This window comes from Rhizobium sp. KNZ14-9A, from assembly GCF_056755015.1.
In genome coordinates, this window is record NZ_JBPGXB010000002.1 from 3,566,078 (window position 1) to 3,579,590 (window position 13,513).

The 13,513-nt window shown below is 59.8% G+C and carries 16 protein-coding genes; 6 read left to right on the forward strand and 10 right to left on the reverse strand.

All coding sequences use genetic code 11. From position 1 onward, the window contains the following. Positions 1-5 precede the first annotated feature (5 nt). The gene (locus ACR9ZQ_RS24510; RefSeq protein ID WP_481428946.1) at positions 6-449 is read left to right on the forward strand and encodes an N-acetyltransferase family protein; all 444 of its coding nucleotides are present in this window, start codon (positions 6-8) and stop codon (positions 447-449) included. Here the strand turns inward: ACR9ZQ_RS24510 and ACR9ZQ_RS24515 are convergent. Further along, on the reverse strand, positions 439-1,056 hold the full coding sequence (locus ACR9ZQ_RS24515; RefSeq protein WP_310379645.1) for a hypothetical protein: 618 nt from the start codon (positions 1,054-1,056) through the stop codon (positions 439-441). The genes ACR9ZQ_RS24510 and ACR9ZQ_RS24515 overlap by 11 nt on opposite strands. A gap of 145 nt (positions 1,057-1,201) precedes the next feature. Between ACR9ZQ_RS24515 and ACR9ZQ_RS24520 the strand changes: the two genes are divergently transcribed. Together ACR9ZQ_RS24520 and ACR9ZQ_RS24525 are read left to right on the forward strand one after the other, a co-directional pair. Next, a complete protein-coding gene (locus tag ACR9ZQ_RS24520) occupies positions 1,202-1,702 on the forward strand; it encodes a YciE/YciF ferroxidase family protein (RefSeq protein ID WP_113325694.1) in 501 nt (166 codons plus the stop codon). 118 nt (positions 1,703-1,820) lie between these two features. After that, entirely contained in the window at positions 1,821-2,180 is a 360-nt protein-coding gene (locus ACR9ZQ_RS24525) for a nuclear transport factor 2 family protein (RefSeq protein WP_481428947.1), read from the forward strand. 50 nt (positions 2,181-2,230) lie between these two features. Here ACR9ZQ_RS24525 and pheT read toward each other — a convergent pair whose 3' ends face one another. The 5 genes from pheT to infC form a co-directional block, all read right to left on the reverse strand. After that, on the reverse strand, positions 2,231-4,654 hold the full coding sequence (gene pheT / locus ACR9ZQ_RS24530) for a phenylalanine--tRNA ligase subunit beta (RefSeq protein WP_481428948.1): 2,424 nt from the start codon (positions 4,652-4,654) through the stop codon (positions 2,231-2,233). 15 nt (positions 4,655-4,669) lie between these two features. Further along, the gene (gene pheS / locus ACR9ZQ_RS24535; protein ID WP_310379650.1) at positions 4,670-5,752 is read right to left on the reverse strand and encodes a phenylalanine--tRNA ligase subunit alpha; all 1,083 of its coding nucleotides are present in this window, start codon (positions 5,750-5,752) and stop codon (positions 4,670-4,672) included. A gap of 148 nt (positions 5,753-5,900) precedes the next feature. Continuing rightward, positions 5,901-6,305, reverse strand: coding sequence for a 50S ribosomal protein L20 (gene rplT, locus ACR9ZQ_RS24540; protein ID WP_007813309.1), 405 nt, complete (start codon positions 6,303-6,305; stop codon positions 5,901-5,903). Positions 6,306-6,344: 39 nt separating this feature from the next. Continuing rightward, on the reverse strand, positions 6,345-6,548 hold the full coding sequence (gene rpmI / locus ACR9ZQ_RS24545; RefSeq protein WP_004108077.1) for a 50S ribosomal protein L35: 204 nt from the start codon (positions 6,546-6,548) through the stop codon (positions 6,345-6,347). 298 nt (positions 6,549-6,846) lie between these two features. Continuing rightward, entirely contained in the window at positions 6,847-7,383 is a 537-nt protein-coding gene (gene infC / locus ACR9ZQ_RS24550) for a translation initiation factor IF-3 (RefSeq protein WP_310380076.1), read from the reverse strand. A gap of 180 nt (positions 7,384-7,563) precedes the next feature. Between infC and ACR9ZQ_RS24555 the strand changes: the two genes are divergently transcribed. Together ACR9ZQ_RS24555 and ACR9ZQ_RS24560 are read left to right on the forward strand one after the other, a co-directional pair. Continuing rightward, positions 7,564-8,361 (forward strand): alpha/beta hydrolase, encoded by a 798-nt coding sequence (locus ACR9ZQ_RS24555; RefSeq protein ID WP_481428949.1) that lies wholly within the window; start codon positions 7,564-7,566, stop codon positions 8,359-8,361. Between the two features lie 210 nt (positions 8,362-8,571). Then, positions 8,572-9,171, forward strand: a complete 600-nt coding sequence (locus ACR9ZQ_RS24560) for a transglutaminase-like cysteine peptidase (RefSeq protein ID WP_481428950.1) — start codon at positions 8,572-8,574, stop codon at positions 9,169-9,171. A gap of 65 nt (positions 9,172-9,236) precedes the next feature. On the opposite strand, the gene mbfA is transcribed toward ACR9ZQ_RS24560, so the two are convergent. Further along, positions 9,237-10,220: an iron exporter MbfA gene (gene mbfA / locus ACR9ZQ_RS24565; protein WP_113325689.1), complete on the reverse strand. Its 984-nt coding sequence runs from the start codon at positions 10,218-10,220 to the stop codon at positions 9,237-9,239. A gap of 172 nt (positions 10,221-10,392) precedes the next feature. Here mbfA and ACR9ZQ_RS24570 point away from each other — a divergent pair, with 172 nt between their 5' ends. Then, entirely contained in the window at positions 10,393-10,860 is a 468-nt protein-coding gene (locus tag ACR9ZQ_RS24570) for a group III truncated hemoglobin (protein WP_113325688.1), read from the forward strand. 4 nt (positions 10,861-10,864) lie between these two features. Here ACR9ZQ_RS24570 and ACR9ZQ_RS24575 read toward each other — a convergent pair whose 3' ends face one another. From ACR9ZQ_RS24575 to ACR9ZQ_RS24585, 3 genes are all read right to left on the reverse strand, one after another. Continuing rightward, positions 10,865-11,758 carry an EamA family transporter gene (locus ACR9ZQ_RS24575; protein ID WP_481428951.1) on the reverse strand — a complete coding sequence of 298 codons (894 nt, stop codon included), beginning with the start codon at positions 11,756-11,758 and terminating at the stop codon, positions 10,865-10,867. Between the two features lie 93 nt (positions 11,759-11,851). Beyond that, positions 11,852-12,403, reverse strand: coding sequence for a recombination regulator RecX (recX, locus tag ACR9ZQ_RS24580; protein WP_439017076.1), 552 nt, complete (start codon positions 12,401-12,403; stop codon positions 11,852-11,854). A gap of 10 nt (positions 12,404-12,413) precedes the next feature. Beyond that, positions 12,414-13,439 (reverse strand): histone deacetylase family protein, encoded by a 1,026-nt coding sequence (locus ACR9ZQ_RS24585; RefSeq protein WP_481428952.1) that lies wholly within the window; start codon positions 13,437-13,439, stop codon positions 12,414-12,416. Positions 13,440-13,513 lie beyond the last annotated feature (74 nt).

Below are 13,513 nucleotides of genomic sequence, written 5' to 3' on the forward strand. Positions count from 1 at the left end.
ATGACGTGACCGTGACAATCCGCGATGCGAGACCCGAAGACGAGACGCGCTGGCGTGCTCTCTGGGCGGACTATCTCGCTTTCTACGAGGTCACCGTCGATGCCGATATTACCGATTCCACCTGGCGCCGGGTCTTCGATCCGGCGTCGGCAATCTTCATGCGAGTGGCGGAACTCGACGACGAAGTCGTGGGCTTTACACTCTGCCTGACGCATGAAGGCACATGGATCCGCGGTAGGGACTGCTATCTCGAAGACCTGTTCGTATCAGAAAATGTGCGCGGCAAGGGTGTCGGCCGGGCGTTGATGGACGACCTCGTAGCCCTCTGCAAGAAGAACGGCTGGTCGCGGCTCTACTGGCATACGAGCGAGCAGAACAAGACGGCCCGCGCGCTCTATGATACATACGTCAAGAGTGACGGCCACATCCGCTACCGCATCAATTTTTGAGTTGCGGAAAGCCCTCATACCATTCGGAATGATCACCTTCCCAATTGGCCATGCCCGGCTTGGTCAGGATGCCGCGCGGGCGCACATAGCTCTGGATCACCCGCTTCGGCCGCTCATGCCACTGGATGTTGAAGGCCCATAGTTTCGGGAAGAAGCAGAGCGAGGCATAAGGTAGGTGGTCATGGATCCACCAGGCGAGCCTCTGCCAATCGCTTTCGTCACTATAACGATCGACCACCCAGGGAACGGCGATGCAGGCGGCCGCTCCCATGCAGCCGTCGAAGTCGCGCATGTCCCAGATATGATGGGCGGCGGTGGCGGCATTGGTCGAGCAGTTCAGGTTGTTCTCATTGCCGAAGCGATTGACCGCAGGCGAGCGGTAGCCGGAGCGGACGTGAAGGCGCCCGAACGTCGCTTCCAGAGGCTCCAGCAATTCCTCGCAGAGACGCCGGCCCGTCTCGACGGCAAGATCGGGATCGTCGGGGATGTTCGGGATACGATAGAAATCGGCGATCTCTGAGTGGAGGAAATCGCGGAAGAAGAAATTCTTCGACAGGCGCACCCGGCCGAGATCCTCGAGCCCCTTCATCGATCCCGGTTTCTTCATGTGCGATCCTCTCCGATTGCTCCAGACATCATTGCCCGGAAAATGGAGCCGTTCCACCCGAAATGCGCCGGGAACAATTAGCGCGGTATTCGCTTCTAAGAGTGTCGCCGAAAGGGCGCGAATCCCCCAACGAAGGAACGGAACAATGGCCAAGGAAAAGACACTGGAAGATCTGTTTTACGATACGCTCAAGGACATCTATTTCGCCGAACGGCAGATATTGCGCGCCCTGCCGAAGATGGCGCGCGCTGCCCAGTCCCAGGAACTGAAGGCGGGTTTCGAGAAGCATCGCGAAGAAACCGAAGGTCATGTCGAGCGGCTGCAGCAGGTCTTCGAAATCATCGGCAAGCGCGCCCAGGGCAAGACCTGTGAGGCGATCCAGGGCATCATTGCCGAAGGCGAGGAAATCATCGAGGATTTCAAAGGTACTGCCGCGATTGATGCAGGCCTGATCTCCTCGGCTCAGGCCGTCGAGCATTATGAAATCGCTCGCTACGGGACACTGAAGACCTGGGCGCAGACGCTGGGCTTCAAGGAAGCCGTCACGCTTCTCGATCAGACGCTGCAGGAAGAAGGCAAGACCGACCAGCTTCTGACGAAGCTTGCAACGACTGCCGCGAACCAGAAAGCGTCTCGCGCAGCCTGATACTTGTCCTCATACCGGCAAGGAGAGCGGCCGGCGCCGGCCGCTCTCCTTCTCCCAGCCTTGCCTTCGCCGACGACCCCGCTATCATTTCCTTCAGAATGTGAGGCGAGGTGTCGATATGGCCGACAGGCAGGCAATCGAAGCGACGGTTCATCTCTATGTCGAGGGCATGGCCTTCGCCAATGAAGCAGCCCTGAAGAAAGCCTTTCACCCGAAGAGCTCGATCATCGGGCACTATCACAATGCGGTGGAATGGCTCTCGCGCGATGAATTCATCGCGGCAATCCTTGAGGAAGGGGCCGCACCACCCGGAACTCAGCCTTATATGGACATCGGCAGCATCGATATTTCCGGCGATGCTGCGACTGTGAAAGTGACCGACGATTTTGCCGGCATGCGCTTCACCGACTATCTGTCACTGTTGAAGATCGACGGACGCTGGACGATCGTCAGCAAGCTCTATCATCTTCACATATAAAAGACCGGCAGCTTGCGCCGCCGGTCTTCTCAAACTTTCTGTTAGCCGGATCAGCTTCTCAGGACGCCGCCGGTGAACTTGGCGACGCTGGCGACGATCTTCTGCGTCAGCGCTTCAAAATCCTCGTCGGTCAGCGTGCGGTCGGCCGGCTGGATCTGGACCTCGATCGCAACAGATTTCTTACCCTCGCCAACCGAGGCACCTTCGAAAATATCGAAGACGTTGACGCCAGTGATAAGCTTGCGATCGACGCCGGTGGCCGCCTTGATGATGGCGCCGGCTTCCACCGTCTTGTCGACGACGAATGCGAAGTCGCGCTTGACCGCCTGGAAGGGCGAAAGTTCGAGCGCCGGCTTGGTGCGGGTCGCCTTCTTCTTCGGCTCGGCCATGGCATCGAGATAGACTTCGAAGCCGCAGAGAGCACCGGACACATCAAGCTTTTCAAGCGTGGTCGGATGGAATTCGCCGAAATAGCCGAGGATCACCTTCGGACCCATCTTGATCGTGCCGGAACGGCCGGGGTGATACCATTCCGGACCACCCCGCTCGATCTGGATATTGCCCGTCGGCAGGCCGCAGGCTTCGATAACGGCAAGCGCATCGGCCTTGGCATCGAAGACATCGACCGGCTGGCCGCCGCCCTTTGCCGCATTCGACCACATGCGGCCGGCGCCGGAAAGCGATGCCGTGCCACGGCGGATGCCGCCGGCGACGCGCCGCTGGCCTTCCGGCGTGTCGTTTTCGTAGGTGCCAGAGACCTCGAAGATCGCCACATCGCCATAGCCCTTATCGGCATTGCGCTGGGCGGCCGTCAGCAGACCCGGCAGCAGCGAGGGGCGCATGTCCGACATTTCGGCTGCGATCGGATTGGCAAGCTTGAGGGCCGGAGAACCACCGCCGAAGAGCTTTGCCTGATCCTCCGGAATAAAAGACCAGGTGACGGCTTCCAGCATGCCGCGCGAGGCGAGCGCGCGCTTGGCGGAGCGGGTGCGGATCTGCAGCACCGTCAGGATGCGACCGTTGACAGCAGCATGACTTTCGAGCGGCGCTGGCTTGATGTTGTCGACGCCGTGGATGCGCATGACCTCTTCGACGAGATCGGCCTTGCCGTCCACGTCAGGACGCCAGGAGGGAACCGCCACGGAGACGCGTTCGCCGGAACCGGAAACCTTGAAGCCGAGACGGGTCAGGATCGTGTTGCTTTCGTCCGTCGAGACCTCGAGGCCGGTCAAACGCTTAACCTCCGAATAGGGGAAGTCGACGACCTTCGGCTCGTAACCCTTGTAGCCGACGATCTCGGCCTTTGCCGGGGCGCCGCCGCAAAGTTCCAGCACCAGTTCCGTCGTGCGTTCGAGGCCGGGAACCATGTATTCCGGATCGACGCCGCGTTCGAAACGGTAGCGCGCATCGGTGATGATGCCGAGCGCGCGGCCAGACTTGGCGATGTTCATCGGATCCCAGAGGGCGGATTCGATCAGCACGTCAACGGTTTTTTCATCACAGCCGGAATGTTCGCCACCCATGATGCCGCCGATCGATTCAATACCGTTCTCGTCGGCGATGACGACATTGTTCGGGCCGAGCTTATATTCGCGCTGGTCGAGCGCCAGCACGGTTTCGCCTTCCTTGGCGCGACGCACAGTCAGGTTGCCCTTGACCTTGGCGGCGTCGAAGACGTGCATCGGCCGGCCCTGGTCGAAGGTCATGTAGTTGGTGATATCGACGAGCGCATTGATCGGGCGCAGGCCGATGGCGAGCAGCCGCTGCTGCAGCCAGCGCGGGCTCGGACCATTCTTCACGCCGCGCACGAGCCGCAGGCCGAAGCCCGGGCAGAGTTTGGGATCATCGAGATCGAGCGTCAGCTTGACCGGCGTTTCGCCTTCGACGGCGAAGGACGGCGCAGGTCGCGTCTTCAGCGTGCCGAGGCCGGAGGCTGCAAGATCGCGGGCGATGCCATAGATCGAGGTGCAGTCCGGACGGTTCGGCGTCAGGTTGATCTCGATGACCGGATCGTCGAGATGCGAATATGCGGCGTAGCTCGTGCCCACGGGCGCATCTTCCGGAAGGTCGATGATGCCGTCGTGATTGTCGGAGATCTGCAGTTCCTTTTCCGAGCACATCATGCCGCGGCTTTCGACACCGCGGATATTGCCGACCGACAGCGTCACGTCGATGCCGGGAACATAGGTGCCAGGAGCAGCAAAGGCGCCGACGAGGCCTGCACGCGCATTCGGTGCGCCGCAGACGACCTGCACCGGAGCACCTTCACCGATATCGACCATCAGCACCTTCAGGCGATCGGCCTGCGGGTGTTTTTCGGCCGAGAGAACCTTGGCGATGACGAAGGGCTTGAAGGCCGCCTTGTCGTCGACATCTTCCACTTCCAGCCCGATCTCAGTCAGGCGGATGCAGATCTCATCGAGCGTGGCATCCGTTTCCAGATGATCCTTCAGCCAGGAAAGCGTGAATTTCATAGGTCTAATCCTCCCTTAAACGCTGAGACCGCCGAACAGCGTCGGCATGTCGAGCGGGCGGAAGCCATAGTGATTCATCCAGCGGACATCGGCATTGAAGAAGTCGCGCAGGTCGGGCATGCCGTATTTCAGCATGGCGATACGGTCGAGGCCCATGCCCCAGGCAAAGCCCTGATATTCGTCCGGATCGAGCCCGCCGTAACGCAGCACGTTCGGGTGGACCATGCCGCAGCCGAGGATTTCCATCCAGTCGGTGCCTTCGCCGAACTTGACGATCGGACCAGAGCGGTCGCACTGGATGTCGACCTCGAAGGAGGGCTCGGTGAAGGGGAAGAAGGACGGGCGGAAACGCATCGTCACGCTGTCGACCTCGAAGAAGGTCTTGCAGAACTCCTCCAGCACCCAGCGGATATTGCCGACATTGGCCTTCTTGTCGATGACCAGGCCTTCGACCTGATGGAACATCGGCGAATGCGTGGCATCGGAATCCTGGCGGTAGGTCTTGCCGGGGATGATGATGCGGATCGGCGGCTTCTGCGATTCCATCGTGCGAACCTGCACCGGCGAGGTATGCGTGCGCAGAACCTTGCGCTCGCCCTTCTCATCCGGATTGAAGAAGAAGGTGTCGTGCATCTCGCGGGCCGGATGTCCCTCGGGGAAGTTCAGAGCCGTGAAATTGTAATAGTCGGTCTCGATATCGGGGCCTTCGGCAATCGAGAAACCCATGTCACCGAAGATTGCGGTGATTTCGTCGACAATCTGGCTGATCGGATGGATGCGGCCGCGCTCGGCCGGTGAGGAACGGACCGGCAGACTGACGTCGACCGTTTCAGCCTTCAGGCGGGCGTTGATCGCAGCTTCCTTCAGCACCGATTTGCGGTCGGCAAGGGCGTCGGTTACTTCGTTCTTCAGTGCATTGATTGCTGCGCCGCGGGTCTGTCGCTCTTCCGGCGTCATGGCGCCGAGCGTCTTCAGCAGCTCAGAAATCGAGCCCTTCTTGCCGAGCGCGGAAACACGAACGGTTTCGAGCGCAGGCTCGTCATTGGCGGCGGCAATTTCGGCAAGCAGAGAGGATTTAAGCTGGTCGATATCTGACATTGTCTTCTTTCCGTCCAGATCAGGCGGCGTTCGAAAGGCGGGCGCGGCAAGGCCGCGCAAGCAGTACAAAGAAAGAAAAACCCGCGCTAGCCCAAACCAGCGCGGGTTTCCCAAAATTCAAAAAAGCGTCAAGCTTGGGAAGCGCTGGTTAACGAACCGCGCCTTCAAACTCGTTAGCCGTGCCGGTTTCCTTGAGGTACTCAAGGGCCTTCTTGGCGGCAGCAACCAGGGCACCGAATGCTTCCGGCTCATGGATTGCCATGTCGGAGAGAACCTTGCGGTCGACTTCGATGCCAGCCTTGTTCAGGCCGTCGATGAAGCGGCCGTAGGTCAGGCCGAATTCGCGGACGGCAGCGTTGATACGCTGGATCCAGAGGGCGCGGAAGTTGCGCTTGTTAACCTTGCGGTCGCGGTATGCGTACTGCTTGGCGCGGTCAACGGCAGCCTTGGCGGTACGGATGGTGTTCTTGCGGCGGCCGTAGAAACCCTTGGCCTGCTTCAGAACCTTCTTGTGCTTGGCGTGGGCGGTGACGCCTCTTTTTACACGTGCCATTTCATGATCTCCTTAATCTAACGCGTTACCGGAATAGTCTCAGAGACCGTTCGGCAGATAGTTCTTCACAACCTTGCGGCCATCGGGTTCTGCCAGAACCATGGTGCCGCGTGCATCGCGAATGAACTTGTTCGTGCGCTTGATCATGCCATGGCGCTTGCCAGCGGCAGCCGCCTTGACCTTGCCGGTGGCGGTGATCTTGAACCGCTTCTTGGCAGAGGACTTCGTCTTCATCTTGGGCATTTTGCTACTCCGTTCTGAGAGCTCCTCACCCGCTTCATCAAAGAAGCCCTTCTGCGAAAGCCCTGTTACGGTCTTCGCCAAAGGCGTGGGAGCGTTTGTTGTTGATCTGCGGGGCCAGTGACGAAACCTGCCCGCAAGCATTCGAAACTGCCACGGCATGCCCTGCCGGTCAGTTCGGACGCGCGCTTATAACCGCAGCGTCATGAAAGTGCAACGGGGCGGATGATGATTCTTGCACCCGCAAGAATCACAAAAGCCGCCCCGTCGGACGGCTTTGAGCGAAAGGATGCGGCACCGGTTACTTCGGCGCCAGCACCATCATCATCTGGCGGCCTTCGAGCTTCGGCTCGGCTTCGACCTTGGCAATCTCAAGCGTGTCGGCCTTGACCTGCTGGAGAAGCTTCATGCCGAGTTCCTGGTGGGCCATTTCGCGGCCACGGAACTTCAGCGTTACCTTCACCTTGTCACCTTCGTCAAAGAAGCGACCCATCGCCTTCATCTTCACTTCATAGTCATGAGTGTCGATGTTCGGACGCATCTTGATTTCTTTGACTTCAACCACCTTCTGCTTCTTGCGCGCTTCGGCGGCCTTCTTCTGGTTGGCATATTTCAGCTTGCCCAGATCGAGGATCTTGCACACCGGCGGCTCGACATTGGGAGAAATTTCGACGAGGTCGAGGCCGGCTTCTTCCGCCATTTTCAAGGCCTGGTCGGTAGGCACGACGCCCAGATTCTCACCGTTCGCCCCAATCAGCTGAACTTTGGGAATGCGGATTTCACGGTTCGAACGCGGTCCATCCTTTACGGGCGCGTCGGTTTTAAAGGGTCTGCGAATGGTCGTATTCTCCTCGCGTTGTTCGGAACGTTGCAGCTTCGTGTCCCAGTTCGAAAGGGGGCACAAACGGGTCACGCCATCACTGCAACGGATTCAATAACATCCTATAGCGGAAAAATCACCCGCTGTCAGCCTGCCAAGAATCTGTTTTATAGACCAAAATAATAGGAGTTCTGCCCAATGTCCGACGAGATGCCCATTCTTCAGCCGAAGTTCCTGACAGTCGGTGAAGACGAGGACGCACGGCAGATCGCCATGCTGCTGCGGCCGGCGCGGACAGGCGCCGACCTTCCCGCCCTCTTCTGGCTATCCGGCTACCGATCCGACATGAGCGGCAGCAAGGCCGTCGAGATCGACCGGCTGGCGGAGGAACTGGGTGCCGCCTGCATCCGCCTCGACTATTCCGGTCACGGGCTTTCCGGCGGTACCTTCACCGACGGCACGATCTCGCGGTGGCTGCAGGAGGCGCTCGCGGTGATCCGCGATACCGCCCCCAAACGGATGATCCTCATCGGCTCTTCGATGGGCGGCTGGATCGCACTCAGAGTGGCGCAGGAGCTTGCGAAAGACGGCGGTCCAAAGCTCGAAGGCATGGTGTTGATAGCGCCGGCGCCGGACTTCACCTCTGATCTCATCGAGCCGCACCTCAAGAAGAAGGAACGCTCCTCGCTGGAGGAGCGCGGCTATTTCGAGGAACGCTCGCAGTATAGCCCGGAGCCCAACATCTATACACGCGCCCTCATCGAGGACGGCCGCCAGAACCGGGTGCTGACCGGCATTATCGAAACAGGCTGCCCGATCCATATCCTGCAGGGCATGAAAGATGCTGACGTGCCCTATCTGCATGCGATGAAACTCGTGGAACATCTTCCTGCCGACGACGTGGTGCTGACCTTCATCCGCGACGGCGACCACAGGCTGTCGCGCCCCCAGGACATCGAGCGGCTGCGCAGCGCCGTCAAAGGCCTCATCCGATAGACTGAAGCCAGTCGTCCACCAAAGAATATGCAACTGCCCGAATAGAGGACTTTGGTTGAGCAAGTTATGCTCAGATATCCCTAAGGTTATGTTGCATTTTAACCATGTCTACGAGTTGCAAGGCCCTCCCAAGAAGTAACGATTGACTCCTTTCAGCCCTCTCCGTTAACTGTTTGTTAATAAATGAAGGGCGATGCAGGGAAGTAGGGCGTGCGGATCAAGGGTTTCCTCGTGGCCATTATGGCCGTGTTTGCAATGGCGCCGGCCGCTATTCCGGCTCCTAGCAAAAATGCCTCCATGGTGACCGGCAATGCGACATCGCAGCCGGTCGGTCATTACGACTTCTGTCAGACGCACCGCAGCGAATGCGGTGCCAACCGCAATACCGGTCCGCTCGCCATGACCGGCGCCAAGTGGGCCACGGTCCGTTCGGTCAACGCGACCGTCAACCGCACCATCACGCCGATGACCGACAAGGAAATCTACGGCAAGGACGAGGTCTGGGCCTATCCGACCACGGCTGGCGACTGCGAGGACTTCGCGCTTCTGAAGCGCCGTATCCTCATCCAGCGCGGCTTCTCACCTGCCGATCTGCTGATGACAGTTGTCCGCAAGCCTGATGGTGAAGGTCATGCGGTGCTGACGTTGCGTACTGCCGAGGGCGATTTCGTGCTCGACAACCTGGCTTCCGACGTCAAGCCGTGGTTTGCGACGCCCTATAGCTTCATCAAGCGCCAGTCGAGCTTCAATGCCGGTCGCTGGGTCACCATCGAGAATGGCCGCGACGTTCTGGTCGGCGCTCTGAAATAATTAATTTTGAGGGGACTGTGGGAAAGGCCGGCGAAAGCCGGCCTTTTTCATTTCTGAGCTATGCTTCACGCGTTCCCGATGAAAATACCGGCTGCGAGCACGAGGCTGCCGCCGACGACCACCTGGAAGGCGGCGCGCAGGAACGGCGTCTCCATATATTTGTTCTGGATGAAGGCGATCGCCCAGAGCTCGAAGAAAACGATGATGGCGGCGGTAATGGTCGCGGTCCAGAAGTCCGGGATCAGGTAGGGCAGTGCGTGGCCGAGACCGCCGAGCGCCGTCATGATGCCGCAGGCAAGGCCGCGCTTGATCGGCGAGCCGCGTCCCGAGATCTTGCCGTCGTCATGGGCGGCCTCCGTGAAGCCCATGGAGATGCCGGCACCGACCGAGGCCGACAGGCCGACGAGGAAGGTCTGCCAGGTATCCTGCGTGGCAAAAGCCGCAGCGAAGATCGGCGCCAGCGTCGAGACCGAACCATCCATCAGACCGGCAAGGCCCGGCTGCACATAGGTCAGGACGAACTGGCGGCGCGCGGTCTCATCCTCCTCCTTTTTTACATCGTCAGGCGTGTGCTTGTCGCCCAGCATGCGGGCGATGTCCTCATGGCCCTGTTCGGCGAGAGCGAGATCGCCAAGCAACTGACGGGTGGAGGCATCGGAGGTCTGCTTGATCGCCTCGACATAGAAGCGGTAGGCCTGCTCCTCCATCGCCTCGGCTTCCTGCCTGATGGCATCGAGAGACAGGTTGGCACGCAGCCAGTCCGGTTTGCGCTCATAAAAGCCCTCGACATGCTCGCGGCGGATCAGCGGGATGCGTTCACCGAAGCGCTGGCGGTGAATTTCGATCAGCGACTTTCGGTGCGTGTCCTCCACCTCCGCCATATCTTCAAACACCTTGGCGGAGGCCGGAAACTCCTGTCGCAAATGCTCCGCGTAGGCGAGATAGATGCGAGCATCATCTTCTTCCGAGGCGATGGCGAGCGCCAGGATTTCCTGCTCGGAGAGAGAGCGGAAGGAACGTTTCGGTGATCTGAAAAAACGGGCCAACATAAGGAATCTCCAGTAATTTAGAATTATTCTAAATCTAAAGAGGCAACCCGCGTGGGTCAAGATCAAAGCCCGGCGGGATTGACAGAATGCCGCGATCTGCCGATCGCGCTTTGCTGAGGCAGCACGTCAACCTATATGGAAGCTGCTGCAGCACGCGGCACCGGGGTTAAAGATGAATAGCGAGATACAGGGACGGGCCGCGCATGTTGCCGCGATCCGTGAAAAAGCCGAGGCTGAGATGAAGGCGATCGGCGTGGACGAGGCCTTCATTTCGAAGCTGGTGGAGACTTTCTACGGGCGGGTGCTCAGGCATCCCGAGCTCGGACCTGTCTTTGATGCGCGGCTTTCCGGCCGCTGGCCCGAACATATGCAGAAGATGAAGAGCTTCTGGTCGTCCGTCGCCTTCCGCAGCGGCGCCTATGGCGGCAAGCCGGTGCAGGCGCATCTCGGCGTTGCGAACATGACGCCGGAGCTTTTCCCGAAATGGCTTTCGCTGTTTTCGCAAACGCTCGACGATGTGGCACCGACGCCGGAAGCCAAGGAATGGTTCATGGCGACTGCGGAGCGGATCGCAAAGAGCCTGACGCTGTCGCTCTTCTACAATCCGGCGCTTGACGATCCCGCGAAGAAGATGGGCTGACGCTTTACTGCCTTGCCGAAAAGGTCGCGCCAGCGCTCGCGGCGACGACCAAAGCCGTTCCGGCCATCTGCAGAAGCGTCATAGGCTGTGCCAGAATGACGAAGCCTGCGAGGGCTGCAATGGCGGGTTCCAGGCTCATGAGGATGCCGAAGGAGGCCGTCGGCATGCGCCGCAGCGCGATCAGCTCCAGTGTGTAGGGCAGCAGTGGCACCAGAATGGCGAGGCCCGCCATTTCAATCAGGCCGTCGGCATCAAGCTTCGGCACCGTGCCAGCAAAGCCGAAGGGCGTTGCGACCACCGCGGCAACCATGAGCGACATGGAAAGTCCTTCAAGACCCTTGAAGCTTGCGCCGATCTTCTTCGTGAGCACGATATAGATCGCCCAGCCGGTTCCCGCACCAAATGCAAAGAGAACACCAAGGGGATCCCCAACCCAGCCTTCCCCGTCATGAGCGAGGGCCAGAACGCCGAAAGCGGCAACGAGCGGCCAGATGAGGCGCCGGCTCAATCCGTAGCCAATGGTCGCGACGGAAAGCGGTCCGAGAAAATCGATCGCGACGGCGAGACCGAGCGGAATGCGCTCGATCGACGAGAAAAAACTCATCGTCATCAGCGCCGTGGTCGTGCCGAGGACCAGGGCACTTGTCCACTGGGCGCGGCTGTAGCTGAAGATGCGCGGGCGCACGACGATTGCCAGGATGATGGCAGCGAAAGCGAGGCGCAGCCAAGTGGCGCCGACCGGCCCATAGGTGGCGATGGCGGAGGAGGACAGCGCCGCCCCGAACTGGATGGAGGACATGGACATGAGGCACATCAAGCCGCCGGCAGCCACACCGCCAAATGCAGCAGGCGTCTTCGCCGTCAGCGTGCCCGTTCCGGCAGTCGTTCTTTCTTCCATGTTCTTCTCCGATTGCGCGCTCTTCGTATGAGAGCAGCGCATGAGCGACAAATTCAAACTTCTGATAGGGACAGCAAAAGGCTTGATGCGATATCAGAGGCGGCCTGAGAGGATCACCTCTTCGGCGTCTTCGAAGCTCATACCGAAAACCTTCTTGCCGATCTCGAAGCTGAAGCCGTTGCGGGCGAAGGCAGAGAGCTCCTTTGCCTTTCGTTTTTCATCAAGCTCGACGCGGCGGAACGGGCCGAAGGCGCGTTTGCGGGCGAATATCGCCGCGGCATAGAGATCGTCAGCTTCTTCGAGTGCAACCTCCACCTTGTCGCTGGAGACGCCTTTGACCGCAAGCTTTTGGGCAATGGCGCGCTTCGACTTGCCGCTGCGCACGGCGGAACGCGTGCTGATTTCAGCATAGGCGCTATCGTCGATCGCCTTGTTGTCATAGGCAAATTTGACGGCGAAATCGGCGACAGCCTTGATCTGCGCTGCGCTGATGTCCTCGAATTTCTCCTTCGCCTTGCGGGTGATGGCGTCAAAGAGCTGCTTTTCCGTCATCATGCGCCGCTCGAGACGATAGATGGTCGAGTTGCGTGCCCAGCTCAGCATGCGGGGCGTCGGGATATCGGATGGAACGGTCTCGTCGGTCATCAGGAGGAGATCAGACTTCCAGACCCTTGAGCACATTGGCGACATTGAGGCCGATCTCCGGCACTCCGTAGCCGCCCTCCATGCAGGTGACGACCGGCAGGCCGGCGGCTGAGATCATCTCGCCCATGCGAATGAAGTCCTCCGATTTCAGCTTGAAGAAAGAGATCGGATCGCGCTCGAACGTATCGACGCCAAGCGCCACGACGATAGCTTCCGCACCGAAGGCCTTGATGCGGGAAAGCGCATCGGCAAGAGCTGCCGACCAGATATCGAAACTGGTGCCGGGCGCCATCGGGTAATTGCGGTTGGCGCCCTCGCCCTGCCCTTCGCCGGCTTCATCGGCATGACCGAGGAAATAGGGAAAGGCGTGGATGGGATCGCCATGCAGCGAGGCGGTGAAGACATCACTGCGACGATAGAAGAGATCCTGCGTCCCATTGCCGTGATGGAAATCGACATCGAGCACGGCAACCTTCCTGGCGCCGTGATCCAGCAGACGCTGGGCCGCGACGCCGGAATTGTTGATGAAGCAGTAGCCGCCGAAGAGATCGATACCGGCATGGTGGCCGGGCGGGCGGCAGAGCGCGAAGGCGAAGCGGTTGCCGGCATTCAGCCAGTCCGAGCCTGTCATCGCGCAGCGCATGGAGGCAACAGCTGCCTCGTAAGAGCCCTTGGTGATGGACGTGTCGGCGGCATTGGCATAATGGCCGATCGCGCCGACGATGTTTTCCGGTATGCGCTGGCTGGTGCGGCGGATGGGGAAGGAATTGGCGATCGCCTCGCCCTTATATCCTGCCGCCACCCAGCGATCCCACACTGTCGCCAGGAATTCCAGATAGGCCGGATCATGGACCTTGCGCGCCGTTTCGAGACCGTGCGGTTCGGGGGCGACGACATCCGAAAAGCCCGCCTCCCTCACCGCGGCGAGAATCCATTCCGCCCGGAACGGCGCCTCGAAAGGCGTCACGAGCTGGCCATCATGCAGCTCCGTCTTCGCATCACGCAGCTTGTGGTCTTCGGAATAGATGACGCGCACGAGTGTCCTCCGCAAATCAGTCTGTCAGACTCAAGCCTTACACAGGCCCGTCTAAAGAAAAAAGCGCTGAACAC

What these genes read in the sequence shown, in the direction of transcription:
- ACR9ZQ_RS24570 (WP_113325688.1), top strand. Translation starts at nt 10,393, where the DNA reads ATGAATAGCGAGATACAGGGACGGGCCGCGCATGTTGCCGCGATCCGT.
- pheS (WP_310379650.1), bottom strand. Translation starts at nt 5,752, where the DNA reads ATGTCAGATATCGACCAGCTTAAATCCTCTCTGCTTGCCGAAATTGCC.
- ACR9ZQ_RS24525 (WP_481428947.1), top strand. Translation starts at nt 1,821, where the DNA reads ATGGCCGACAGGCAGGCAATCGAAGCGACGGTTCATCTCTATGTCGAG.
- mbfA (WP_113325689.1), bottom strand. Translation starts at nt 10,220, where the DNA reads ATGTTGGCCCGTTTTTTCAGATCACCGAAACGTTCCTTCCGCTCTCTC.
- ACR9ZQ_RS24520 (WP_113325694.1), top strand. Translation starts at nt 1,202, where the DNA reads ATGGCCAAGGAAAAGACACTGGAAGATCTGTTTTACGATACGCTCAAG.
- pheT (WP_481428948.1), bottom strand. Translation starts at nt 4,654, where the DNA reads ATGAAATTCACGCTTTCCTGGCTGAAGGATCATCTGGAAACGGATGCC.
- rplT (WP_007813309.1), bottom strand. Translation starts at nt 6,305, where the DNA reads ATGGCACGTGTAAAAAGAGGCGTCACCGCCCACGCCAAGCACAAGAAG.
- ACR9ZQ_RS24515 (WP_310379645.1), bottom strand. Translation starts at nt 1,056, where the DNA reads ATGAAGAAACCGGGATCGATGAAGGGGCTCGAGGATCTCGGCCGGGTG.
- recX (WP_439017076.1), bottom strand. Translation starts at nt 12,403, where the DNA reads ATGACCGACGAGACCGTTCCATCCGATATCCCGACGCCCCGCATGCTG.
- ACR9ZQ_RS24575 (WP_481428951.1), bottom strand. Translation starts at nt 11,758, where the DNA reads ATGGAAGAAAGAACGACTGCCGGAACGGGCACGCTGACGGCGAAGACG.
- rpmI (WP_004108077.1), bottom strand. Translation starts at nt 6,548, where the DNA reads ATGCCCAAGATGAAGACGAAGTCCTCTGCCAAGAAGCGGTTCAAGATC.
- ACR9ZQ_RS24555 (WP_481428949.1), top strand. Translation starts at nt 7,564, where the DNA reads ATGTCCGACGAGATGCCCATTCTTCAGCCGAAGTTCCTGACAGTCGGT.